Consider the following 12,755-nt stretch of genomic DNA (forward strand, 5'->3'; position numbering starts at 1 on the left):
TCATACCGCGCCCCTCCCCCGTAGGGAGGGGAGCGGTATGATTTGTCAGCTTAAGTGGCGGAGGTCTCCGGCCTCCGCAGCAAGGGATAATTGTGTTGATGTGTTGTAGTATGTACTCGACTTGGTGCTGCGGAGGCCGGAGACCTCCGCTACTAATCCCCTTACTTAGGCTACGGCGAGGACGCCATAGCCTCCTACAGTTTGCAGTGCATATTACTCCCCTCCCTACGGGGGAGGGGCAGGGGGTGGGGCTTTCTGTAGAAAATTTCCACACCCCTTCCACACTTTCCCCACATTTCCACAATGCCATAATTTTGCGGAATTTCTTCTTAAACATTGATAATCAGTATGTTATGTAAAGACTGCGATTTTTTGGCACAGCCGTTGCATTTTAATAAGCGAACGGCACAACACACTACAAGTTCTACACAGCGAGTGGAGCATACGAGAGGTTGAAGCCGGGATTCGATTTCGCATATTAATAATAACAATTTAAAATTCAACAATTATGAAGAAGTTAGTTTTCGCAGCAATTGCAATGATGGTAATGGTATCGGCAAGCAATTCATTTGCTACCAAGTCAGCAACATCTATGAAGGGCTACAACACTGAAGTGGCAGATACCACCGACACTACCAAGACTCAGCCGGTAGAGGACACAACAAAGACAGAGCCTGCTACACCTGCCAAGGAAGAAGCTCTCGACCTGGCTCTCTACATCGCAAACGACACTGCTGAGGTAGACACAACCACTACCGACTCAACAAAGACTCCGGCTACACCGGCTACACCAGCCACTCCTGCTAAGCCAGAGACCGTTTAATAAACCAAGGTAAAAAGCTATTGTCTTAAGGATTGCAAATCGCTGCCACAGAAGCTGCACTAATGCCGCTGAGTGGTGGCGGTTTGGCGTTTTGCGAATTATTCTGTAACTTCGCACTCAATATAAACAACAACAATCACGTATGAACTACCGCACGTTACGTCTGAAGATAATCACCGGCTATGCCATTCTTGCCATTGTGCTCGTGCTCGCAGCGCAGATGGTGTACGACAGTACGCGCTCGCTGACGGCTCTCAATACTGCTTCGGAGCGACTCATGGAGCGACGCAACATCGTAGACAGTCTTGTATACAGCATGCTCGACGCTGCCAACGCCGAACGCTCGGTGATGATGGGCGACACACGGCAGTGGAACCGCTTCGCCTCGTCGATAGCTGAGTCGCAACACAAGGCTATGCAGCTGAAGAAGCTCGTGGCTGACTCGGTGAAGGCACTGCGCATGGACACGCTTGCCAACCTTATGGGTGCCAAGCGCGACAATGCCATGATGGTGCTCAACATTCTTGCCGACGCTTCGGGCGACGCCGTGTATGCACGCAAGGTGCACGACCTGCAGAGCGGACGCGACTCGGTGGTGATTCATCCCAACGAGATAACCAGTGCCAGCAACCGCGAGACGGTGTACAACATCGTGAGCACCCGACGCGGATTCTTCCGCCGACTGGGCGACGCCTTCCGTCGGCAGCGCTCGGACACCATAGCCACGACAATGCAAAGCGGACGCACCGACTCTACTGCCATGGCGCAGGGCATCAACATTGCCGACTCGGTGGCTGAGGCTCTCAGCGACATACGGCACGAGATAAAACGGGCAGACACGCGCCGACAGGACGCCATAGGCAACCGCACACGTTCGCTCAAGCTCGTAAGCATTCAGCTGGCATGGCGCACGGGGCAGATGCTTGAGGACATACAGGCCGACGAGCACAACGCCATGCAGCGTGCCATCAATGCCGACATGGCTGCACGCAAGGCTACGATGATGAAGATAGCGGCTCTGGCTCTGCTTGCCATTGGCGTTGCCATAGTGCTGATTGTGTACACGCTGCGCGACATACGCCGACAGCGCCGCGACCACGAGAGCATCATTGCAGCCAAGAACGAGACCGAACGAATCATGCAGCAGCGACAGCGACTGTTGCTCACCATAACGCACGATATAAAGGCCCCCGTGGCTTCCATATCGGGATTCATCGCTCTGCTCGGCGAGTGGGTGAGCCAGCCCAAGCCGGTGGCTTATCTCGACAGCATACGTTCGTCGGCTGAACATCTGCTGCAACTCGTGGGGGCGCTGCTCGACTATCATCAGCTTGAGAGCGGCAAGGCTACGACGCACGCCGTGAGCTTCAATCCGGCGCAACTCGTAAGCGACTGCGCCACACAGGCTCGACCCGTGGCAAGCGGCAAGAATCTGGAGGTGGTGTGCAGTCTGCGCACGGGTGTCGACCGCATGTGTATGGGCGATGCGTTCCGCATACGCCAGATTATGAACAATCTGATTGGCAACGCCGTGAAGTATACCGACCAAGGCTCCATCACCGTGTCGGCTGCACTCTGCGGCTCGCAACTCACAATGAGTGTGGCTGATACTGGCAGCGGAATGACCGAGAGCGAACAGCAGCGCATATTCAACGCCTTCACACGTCTGCCCGATGCGCAGGGCAAGGAGGGCGTAGGTCTGGGACTGTCCATAACGCGCGAGGCTGTGAACATGTTGGGCGGAACGATTCGTGTGGTTTCGCAAAAAGGCAAAGGCTCGAAGTTTACGGTGACGCTGCCCGTAGACATCGACAACACGCAATCGGAAGAAACAATAGGAAAGGCTGTGAGCGAGGCTTCTGCCGAAGTGAAGACTGCCGGAACTGCCACTGTGCCGTCAGCATCACGCACTATAAAGGTTGTCATAGTCGATGACGACCGCTTGCAATTGCAGCTGTTGGGCGAGATGATGGCTCGCATGGAGGATGTCGACCTCGACGTACACGTCACAGCGAGTGCCGACGAGGCGATAGAGATGATAGGCTGTCTGCGTCCGCAACTGGTGTTCACTGATATTGAGATGCCGCAGATGAGCGGTAGGGAGATGCTCCGACGCATCGACCGCAAGGGTGTGAAGACGGTTGCCATGACGGCTCACGACCAGAGCATCTACTCCGAACTGCGTGCTGAGGGTTTCAGTGCCTGCCTCTTCAAGCCGTTTGACGTGCAGACGCTCGCCGCCACGCTGTGTCAGCTCACGGGCATCGCTCCGCATGTCAGTGCTCCGACAGCATCTACCACCAACGCCCAACACGATAATAGCATATTCGCCCCTCTTCTCGTCTTTGCCGAAGGCGACCCCGAAGCGGAACAACAAATCATTGCCGACACCCGTCAGTCGATAGAAGAATATCTCGCCATGCTCAACAATCCCAACGACACTACAGCTGTAGCCAAGGCAGCTCACAAAGCCATGCCACTACTGAAAATGCTTATGCCTAATGATGTGGAGTGGCTGGTGGAGCTGACGCCAGAGCGGATACTGACGACGGAGGTAGAGAAGAGAGGGGAGTTGGTGGAGAGGTTTAGGAGGGTGTTGGAAGGGATGGCGTCCACGCCGTAGCCTGTGCAGACTACATACGAAACGGTACCATACATGCATATAGAGGGATATTGATTATCCAGTCTTGGTCCTTATATGGAAGCATGGAGTAGCGGAGTCCCTTCAGTTCGGGATTATTCGTGATGAATGTTCTCATTGATTTTGCCTTGACATTCACCTCAGCCTTTACTTCTATTGGAATTACACGATTGTGCCATTGGGTCAGGAAATCAATCTCTATCGTGGAATTATCCACTGCATGATAGTACAACGAAATATCCAGGCTCTTCAATTGGGTGAATACGTATAGTTCAGTGAAGGCTCCTTTATATTCCGAGAAAATGTCATCGCCTACCAGCATCGATTCGGCAGATGTCTCTGCCATGGCTCCCATCAGTCCTACATCTAGCATGAAGAGTTTGAAGGCGTTCAGGTCTTCATAGAATTTAAAGGGGAGTCGTGGCGTGTTCACTCTCTGCACCTTATATGCCAGTCCTGCATCTATCAGCCATTGTATTGCCAGTTCGAAGTCGGCGGCTCTGGCACTTTTCTTCACGGCTCCATATACGAATTTCTTGTTCTCCTTGGCTAGTTGGGCAGGAATACTGTCCCACACCATGTTGATACGTGGCACTTCGCGTTCGGGGGCATGCTTCGAGAAATCACGACGATAGTCTTGGATAATCTGTTTTTGTATAGAGCGCACTTCTTGCAGGCCCTTTTGCTGCACATGGGCGAGTACAGCTGCCGGCATTCCTCCCACATAATAATATTGTCGCAGCAGACCGATAAATTCAGTTTCAAGCAAGTTGATGACGTTCCAATTGCCTTCCTTCAAGATACTCACCAGTTTTGTTTTCCCCATAGCATTGAGAAATTCGATAAAATTCATCGGATAGAGTCGCAACTCTTCCACTTTTCCAACTGGATATGACACCCCGTTATGGAGTGATATTCCCAGCAATGAACCTGCCACGATGATATGAATATCAGGAGCATCCTCGCAAAAGAATTTTAAAGCTTCCAATGCCTTTGGACAGTCTTGTATCTCGTCGAGCACCACGAGGGTATCGTTGGGGGTAATATCTATCTGACTTATAGCGGAGAGTGCCATCAGCATATCGGCAGTTGAGCCGCCCTTATCAAACACTTCTACTGCCTTCTGATTTCTGTCGAGACTGAAGAATGCAAGCTTTTTATACTCTCTCTTTCCAAATTCTTGCAGAATATAGGTTTTGCCTACCTGTCGCGCTCCGTTGAGAATCAGAGGTTTATGCTCCGGTTTGTCTTTCCACTTCAATAGTTTTTTATAGATACTTCTTTCCATAATTCACACTTTTTCTGACGAATAATCATGTAAAGTGCACACTTTTTCTAACGAATAATCAAGTAAAGCACACACTTTTTCTGACGAATAACGCAACGAAGATACACTTTTTCTGACGAAAGACAAAGAAAAAGACTGACTTTTTTGTCAAACCACACTACAACAACCTCTCAACACCGCAACACCTTTACCCCAACTTATTATACAGCGTCTTTCTGTCTATTCCCAACATTCTTGCTGCCTTCGACTTGTTGCCGCCACACAGCTTCACGGCATCGAGTATGCGCTGGCGCTCGGCATCGGCATCGTGGAGGGCGGTGATGGGTTCTTGACGTACAGGACCCATGGCGGCGGAGAGCTCGTCTTGTGTGATGAATGCGCCACGTGCCATGAGAACAGCACGCTTAACGACGTTGTTGAGCTCGCGCAGATTGCCGGGCCATGAGTAGGAAGCCAGCTTTTCGGCGGCACGTGCGTCGAAGCCCTCAACATGGCGCGAGAGCTCTTCGTTGGCAAGGCGTACGAAGAGGTCGGCGAAGAGATAGAGGTCGGTGCCACGCTCTGAGAGTTGAGGCATGTATATAGTGAACTCGCTAAGACGATGGTAGAGGTCTTCACGGAAGCGGCCTTCGGCTACTGCCTGCTCCAGATTCTCGTTGGTGGCAGCCACAAGACGGATGTCGATGGGGCGCTCCTCGGTGCTGCCCAACGGACACACACGACGCTCCTGCAAGGCACGCAACAGCTGCACCTGCACCTCGTAGCTCAGATTGCCCACCTCATCGAGAAACAACGTTCCGCCATTGGCTGCCTCGAAAGCTCCACGCTTGTCGGCATCGGCACCCGTGAAGGCTCCCTTCTTGTGTCCGAAGAACTCAGACGCTGCCACATCACGAGGTATGGCACCGCAGTCGAGTGCCACGAAAGGTTTGCCGGCACGCTGGCTCTGCTCGTGTATGCGACGCGCAACATACTCCTTGCCCGTGCCCGACGCTCCGAGTATGAGCACCGACATAGGCGTTGGCGCAACGAGACTGACGTAGCTGTAGAGCTGGCGGGACGCGTCGCTTTTACCTTCGATGTGTCGGGGAGAGGGATTATGGGGTTGAGGTGTTGTTGTGGTGTTGTTTGTGTTGTGGTGTTGAGGTGTTGAGGTGGTGTGATTTGTTGTTGTCTTTTCTGCATTCTGTAGTGCATCCTTAATCTTGCTCAGAAGTATGTCGGGCTGAATGGGTTTGGCTATGTAATCGGCGGCACCCGACTTCATAGCCAAAACGGCGTTTTGCACTTCGGCATAGTTGGTCATGACGATGAAGGGGATTGACATACTGTGCTTGTGCAACCATGCCAGCAGTTCCAGTCCGTCGCGGTCGGGCAGACGGAGGTCGCTGAGCACAAGATTGTAGGCAGGCTTCTCCTCGATAAGGCGCACGGCAGCGCCTACCGACGTGGCTTTGTCCACATCGAATCCCTTCTTCTTGAGCCATGTCTGCATCATTGTTCCGAAAGCTATGTCGTCCTCAACAATCAATATACGTGTCATAAACCTATAAGTGTAAAGCTAATTAAATGTTTGTCAGTGCAAAATTACTGATTTTATAATTAAATGTGTAAATTTGTATTGTTAAACACCTAAAAATTAAAGATATAGGAGGGAACTAAATCTATGATACCACAAGAATACAGCAAGTTTATCTTGAAAGACGTGACGTTCGTGAATCTTATGATGCGTCGCATATACAACGTGCTCATCGTGGCAAATCCCTACGATGCATTCATGCTTGAGGACGACGGCCGTGTGGAGGAGAAGATATACAACGAGTATGTGGAGCTGGGACTGCGCTATCCGCCTACGTTCACGCAGGTGAGCACAACGGAGGAGGCGTATCAGGTGCTGCGCACCATGAATATCGACCTTGTGATATGTATGCCGGGCAATGCCGACAACGATGCCTTCTCGGTGGCACGCGACATCAAGGCGGGATTTCCCAAGATTCACTGCGTGGTGCTGACACCATTCTCGCACGGCATAACGAAGCGCATGGAGAACGAAGACCTGTCGATATTCGACTACGTGTTCTGCTGGCTCGGCAACACCAACCTCATACTGTCTATCATAAAGCTTATCGAGGACAAGATGAACCTCGAACACGACATTCAGGAGGGCAATGTGCAGATGCTGCTGCTTGTGGAGGACAGCATTCGATTCTACAGCTCCATACTTCCCAATCTATATAATTACATCCTGGCTCAGAGCAAACGATTCTCTACCGAGGCGCTCAACCGCCATGCCGCCACACTTCGTATGCGCGGACGACCCAAGGTGGTGCTGGCACGCAACTACGAGGAGGCAATGGCGCTATACACCAAATACTCTGACAATGTGCTGGGCGTGATAAGCGACGTGCGATTCCCCATTAATGGCGTGAAGGACAGTGAGGCTGGACTCAAACTGCTGCGCGATATACATAAGGACAATCCTTATCTGCCGCTGATAGTGGAGAGTACGGAGAGTGCCAATCGCGAAAAGGCTGAGGCTGAGGGATTTCGTTTCGTAGACAAGAACTCAAAGAAGATGTCGATCGACCTGCGTGCCATCATGGAGGAGCACATGGGATTCGGCGACTTCATATTCCGCGACCCGAAGACCAAGGCTGAGATAATGCGCATACACTCGCTGAAGGAATTGCAGGACAACATATTCAAGATACCCGACGACTCGATGCTCTACCACATCTCGCGCAACCACATGAGCCGTTGGCTGTCGGCGCGAGCCATATTCCCCGTATCGGAATATCTGAAGAAGATAACGTGGGACCGACTGAAGGACATCACCGCCCACCGCGAAATCATATTCGACGCCATTGTGCAATACCGCCACATGAAGAATCTTGGCGTGGTGGCAGTGTTCGACCGCATGAAGTTTGACGCCTACTCGCATTTTGCTCGAATAGGCGAGGGTTCGCTTGGAGGCAAGGGACGTGGTCTGGCTTTTCTCGACAACATCATCAAGACACATCCCGACTTCAACACGTTTGCTGGAGCAACGGTGCAGATACCCAAGACTGTGGTGCTCTGTACCGACGTGTTCGACCAATTCATGGAGCAGAACAATCTGTATCAGATAGCCCTGAGCGACGCTTCGGACGACGAGATATTGCGCCACTTCCTGCACGCACAGTTGCCCGACTCGCTGATAGCCGACTTCTTCACATTCTTCGAGGCGGTGAAGTGTCCTATTGCCATACGCTCCAGCTCGCTATTGGAGGATGCCCACTACCAGCCCTTTGCCGGAATATATTCCACATACATGATACCTTATCTTGAGGACAAGTATACTATGCTCGAAATGCTGGCGTGCGCCATCAAGGGTGTGTACGCATCGGTATACTACAAGGACTCGAAGGCGTATATGGCAGCCACAAGCAACGTGATAGACCAGGAGAAGATGGCGGTGATTCTGCAAGAAGTGGTGGGCAAGCAGTATGACGGGCGCTACTATCCTAACATCTCGGGTGTGCTGCGCTCGCTCAACTACTATCCTATCGGCGACGAACGTGCCGAAGACGGCATAGCATCACTGGCGCTTGGACTGGGCAAATACATAGTGGACGGAGGTCAGACGCTGCGCGTGTCGCCCTATCATCCCAACCAGATATTGCAGACAAGCGAACTGGACACAGCACTGCGCGAGACGCAGACACGATTCTACGCCTTGGACACTCGCCACGTGGGCAACGACTTCAAGGTGGACGACGGATTCAACATACTCAACCTGAAGGTGAAGGAAGCCGAGCGCGACCATTCGCTCAACTACATAGCATCGACCTACGACCCCTACGACCAGGTGATACGCGACGGAATATACGACGGCGGGCGCAAGGTGATAACCTTCGCCTCGGTGTTGCAGCACGGCGTGTTCCCACTGCCGCAGCTGTTGCAGCTGTCGATGAAGTATGGAGCCGAGTCGATGCGCCGCCCCGTAGAAATAGAGTTTGCGTGCAACATCAACCAAGACCGCACGGGGGCGCTGTATCTGCTACAGATACGACCCATTGTCGACTCCAAGCAAATGCTTGACGAAGACGTGGCTGCGGTGCCCGATGCCGACTGCGTGCTGCGATCGCACAACTCGCTGGGACACGGCGTGACGGAAGACGTTACGGATATAGTGTATGTGAAGACCGACGACCGCTTCACGGCGTCTGACAATCCGACGATAGCGCGCGAAATAGAAAAGATAAACAAAACGTATCTTGACAACGGCGCAAACTACGTGCTTGTAGGACCGGGACGCTGGGGTTCGAGCGACTCATGGCTCGGCATACCCGTGAAGTGGCCCCACATATCGGCAGCACGTGTAATTGTGGAGGTGACTCTGAAAAATTATCGTGTAGACCCGAGTCAAGGTACACACTTCTTCCAAAACCTCACGTCGTTTGGCGTGGGCTACTTCACCGTCGACGAGAACCGTGGCGACGGATTCTTCGGCAAGAGCGAGCTCGACGCCATGCCGTCGGTGATGGAGACCGAACATGTGCGCGTGGTGCGTTTCGCCCGCCCGCTGAAGATAATGATGGACGGCAAGCGTCAGAAAGGTGCCGTGCTGAGGCGTTAGCGTCCGAAGTACTTGTCGGCAAGATAAGCCGAAAGCGGCTCCTTATACATGTCGCCGATGGGCAGATATGTATCGGCATCCATCACGATGCGGTTCTTGGTCACTTCCTGTACATGCCTCATATTGACAATATACGAGCGGTGTATGCGCAGGAAGTGGCTGGGCAACCGCTCTTCCATCTTCTTCATACTGAACAGCATGATTATTGGGCGCTGTCCGTTGATGTGAACCTTCAGATACTCGGACATTCCCTCGATGTAGCGTATGTCAGCAATGTTGACCCGAACTACACGATGCTCGGTCTTGAGGAATATCGAGTCGTCGTCAGTTGGGATTGCATCGGAAGCGGCAGGGCTTGCGTCAGATACTGAAGGGGCTGCATTGACGGCAACGTTATTGTCGACAGGCTCGGCAGTAGTAGGATTTTCGAGTTCGAAGCGGTGCTTTACGCGCATGGCTGCACGCTTGAAGTCGTCGAGTCCGAAGGGCTTGAGCAGATAGTCGACGGCATCAACCTTAAATCCGTCGACGGCATACTCCGAATAGGCTGTGGTGAACACTACGAGCGGAGGCGCTGCGAGCGAGCGCACGAAGTCCATGCCATTCATGTCGGGCATATTGATATCGACAAATATGGCGTCAATCCTTTCGTTGTTGATAATGTCGCGTGCCTCGATGGCACTCTGACATTCGGCTACCAAATCGAGAAACGGTATTTTCTTTACGTAAGCGGCGAGCTGTTGCAATGCCAGCGGCTCGTCGTCGATTACTAATGTTTTTATCATTGTGTGAGCGGAATTTCTAATTTCACTGTGTAAGTATCTTCTTCCTCTTTAATGTCGAGGGTGTAATCGTTGGGGAAGAGCAGGTCGAGTCGGCGGCGCACATTGCTGAGGCCTACGCCACCCTTCATGTTTTCGTCATGTTTTATTTCGGGACGGCTGTTGCGACAGCTGAACAGCAGGCGGTCGGCATGAGGCTGCAGGCTGATTTCGACGAACGACTTGGTGCGATAGCTGATGCCGTGCTTGAAGGCATTCTCAACGAAGATGACGAGCAGAAGCGGTGGCAGCATGCTGTCGGGCAATACGTCGGGCGCATCAAGACTGATGCTCACATTGCCCGTATTATAGCGCATGGACATAAGCTGAACGTAGTTGCGTAGAAACTGCACCTCGCGCGAGAGTGGTGTGAGCTTGTTGTTTCCCTCGTACAGCACGTAGCGCATCAGTTTCGACAGTTCCACAATCGATGCCTTGGCACGCTCGGGGTCGATGTCGACAAGGGCGTGGATGTTGTTGAGGGTGTTCATGAAGAAGTGGGGGTTGACCTGATACTTCAGGTATTGCAGCTGACGTTCCAGGGCGTGCTTTTCAATCTGCGTAAGCGCCTCGGTGGCTTCCTGCGATCGGAAGTAGAGCTTCACGCCGAGGTTCATGCCCATGAGCAGCAGTCCGCCGAACACAGCCACCATCTCGCCCGGACCGAACAGTGGCATCGGACTGAACAGACGCATCTCAGGCTTGCGTCGCTCGGGGTCGTTGGAGTAGGGGCGGTCGTATTCGCATTCGGGGCATTCCTTGTCAGTGTTGCATTGTTTGCATTCGGTGGGGGGAAGAGACTTGGGATGACGCATGCGATGATCGGGGCGCATGACGTATAGTGTGCACATCGTTATGGCAAGCAGAGACATTGCCAACGCTGTGTAGAGCCATGTGCGTCGCTTGATAATCAGTATGGGGGCAAGCAGAAAATTGTGTATAGAGAACAGCACGACCCACACGGTGTTGAACTTCCATGCGTTGAGAATCTCCTCCCACGAGAAATCAATATGCGGATTGGTCGACATACGCATGTACATGCTCATCACCGGCGAAAGGTACAATACTATCCACAACAAGGTGTATATGATATGTTCCTTGCGATAGTTCATCTTGGTTGTTTTTAGCAGCGCAAAAGTATACATATTATATATGAGTTAGAAATTTATTCAACGAATGCATTTGTTTAGTCAGCATATAGCTAAATGACAAACGCCCTGTAAGTGCAAAAGCTTTGAATCATGATGCTTTTGCCCTTACAGGGCGTTAGGCTTGCAAATTATATATACCTTATATTATAAGGGCTTGATTAGATTTGGCCTACGCTGTGCAGATATTCGGCAATCTGAACAGCATTGAGGGCTGCACCCTTGCGAATCTGGTCGCCTGAGAGCCAGAATGTGAGGCCGCAGTCGTCGGCGAGGTCCTTGCGTATACGTCCAACGTATACGTCGTCCTTGCCGGCTGTCTCAAGTGGCATAGGATAAACGAGGTTGGCTGGATCGTCCTTGAGTGTACAGCCAGGAGCTGCAGCGATGGCCTTCTGAGCCTCCTCAACGCTGATTGGGCTTTCGGTCTCAATCCATACCGACTCAGAGTGTGAGCGCAATGAGCTTACGCGAACGCACATAGCCGAGCAGCGCACGTCGCTGTGCATGATCTTGCGAGTCTCGTTGAACATCTTCATCTCCTCCTTGGTATAGCCGTTGTCGGTGAACACGTCAATCTGAGGAATCACGTTGTATGCCAACTGATGGGGGAATTTGCTAACAGTGACAGGCTCGTTGTTGACGAGCTCCTTGTACTCCTGCTGCAACTCAGCCATAGCAGCTGCGCCGGCACCGCTTGCGCTCTGATAGCTTGCGATGTGGATGCGCTTGATGTGGCTCAGAGCCTCAAGCGGCTTGAGCACTACCACCATCATGATAGTTGTACAGTTAGGGTTGGCAATGATGTTGCGCGGACGGTTGAGTGCATCCTCGGCGTTGCACTCGGGTACTACCAAAGGTACATCGTCGCACATGCGGAATGCCGACGAGTTGTCGATCATGACTGCACCGTACTTGGTGATGGTCTCGGCAAATTCCTTAGATGTGCCACCGCCAGCCGATGTGAAGGCTACGTCGATGTCCTTGAAGTCGTCGTTGTGCTGAAGGAGCTTCACTTCATACTCCTTGCCCTTAAATGTGTATTTCTTTCCGGCAGAACGCTCTGAGCCGAACAGCACAAGGTTGTCAATGGGAAAATCTCTCTCTGCGAGTATGCGGAGGAACTCCTGTCCTACAGCTCCGCTCGCTCCAACAATTGCTACATTCATGTCTTGTATGTTTATTTGTTTGTTAACTAATTCCTGAAATAGGTTGCAAAGTTACAACTTTTATTATTAATAAGTTACAATTGTGAGTGAATTATAATGCAAAATTGCGTGATTTTGTCATTCCTGACGCTTTGGGGCGATACTTTGGGTTTCGTATGGCTTGTCAATGCCCTAAACGTCTATTGTTCAATACGTCAGATTTTATTTTCATGAATATTCTTTTTTACGCAAAAATGACTATCTTTGC

Annotated in this window: 8 protein-coding genes; 3 read left to right on the forward strand and 5 right to left on the reverse strand. The window is 51.9% G+C overall.

The genetic code is table 11. The annotated features are described in order from the left end of the window. The first annotated feature begins 508 nt into the window (after nucleotides 1–508). The gene (locus I6E38_RS03905; RefSeq protein ID WP_235392783.1) at nucleotides 509–823 is read left to right on the forward strand and encodes a hypothetical protein; all 315 of its coding nucleotides are present in this window, start codon (nucleotides 509–511) and stop codon (nucleotides 821–823) included. A gap of 142 nt (nucleotides 824–965) precedes the next feature. Continuing rightward, on the forward strand, nucleotides 966–3,446 hold the full coding sequence (locus I6E38_RS03910; protein ID WP_235392784.1) for an ATP-binding protein: 2,481 nt from the start codon (nucleotides 966–968) through the stop codon (nucleotides 3,444–3,446). A gap of 10 nt (nucleotides 3,447–3,456) precedes the next feature. Here I6E38_RS03910 and I6E38_RS03915 read toward each other — a convergent pair whose 3' ends face one another. Further along, complete coding sequence (locus tag I6E38_RS03915; RefSeq protein WP_235392785.1) at nucleotides 3,457–4,752, reverse strand: ATP-binding protein; 1,296 nt, start codon at nucleotides 4,750–4,752, stop codon at nucleotides 3,457–3,459. A 187-nt stretch (nucleotides 4,753–4,939) separates the two neighbouring features. Further along, a complete protein-coding gene (locus tag I6E38_RS03920) occupies nucleotides 4,940–6,295 on the reverse strand; it encodes a sigma-54-dependent transcriptional regulator (RefSeq protein ID WP_235392786.1) in 1,356 nt (451 codons plus the stop codon). A 123-nt stretch (nucleotides 6,296–6,418) separates the two neighbouring features. On the opposite strand from I6E38_RS03920, the gene I6E38_RS03925 reads away from it, so the two are divergent. Continuing rightward, nucleotides 6,419–9,370, forward strand: a complete 2,952-nt coding sequence (locus I6E38_RS03925) for a PEP/pyruvate-binding domain-containing protein (protein ID WP_235392787.1) — start codon at nucleotides 6,419–6,421, stop codon at nucleotides 9,368–9,370. Here I6E38_RS03925 and I6E38_RS03930 read toward each other — a convergent pair. From I6E38_RS03930 to I6E38_RS03940, 3 genes are all read right to left on the reverse strand, one after another. Continuing rightward, a complete protein-coding gene (locus I6E38_RS03930; protein ID WP_235392788.1) occupies nucleotides 9,367–10,155 on the reverse strand; it encodes a LytR/AlgR family response regulator transcription factor in 789 nt (262 codons plus the stop codon). The genes I6E38_RS03925 and I6E38_RS03930 overlap by 4 nt on opposite strands. After that, complete coding sequence (locus tag I6E38_RS03935) at nucleotides 10,152–11,303, reverse strand: sensor histidine kinase (protein ID WP_235392789.1); 1,152 nt, start codon at nucleotides 11,301–11,303, stop codon at nucleotides 10,152–10,154. The genes I6E38_RS03930 and I6E38_RS03935 overlap by 4 nt, the downstream gene beginning before the upstream one ends. Before the next feature lie 197 nt (nucleotides 11,304–11,500). Next, nucleotides 11,501–12,508: an aspartate-semialdehyde dehydrogenase gene (locus I6E38_RS03940; RefSeq protein ID WP_235392790.1), complete on the reverse strand. Its 1,008-nt coding sequence runs from the start codon at nucleotides 12,506–12,508 to the stop codon at nucleotides 11,501–11,503. Nucleotides 12,509–12,755: the final 247 nt, after the last annotated feature.

The organism is Leyella stercorea, assembly GCF_021531355.1.
GTDB lineage: Bacteria > Bacteroidota > Bacteroidia > Bacteroidales > Bacteroidaceae > Prevotella.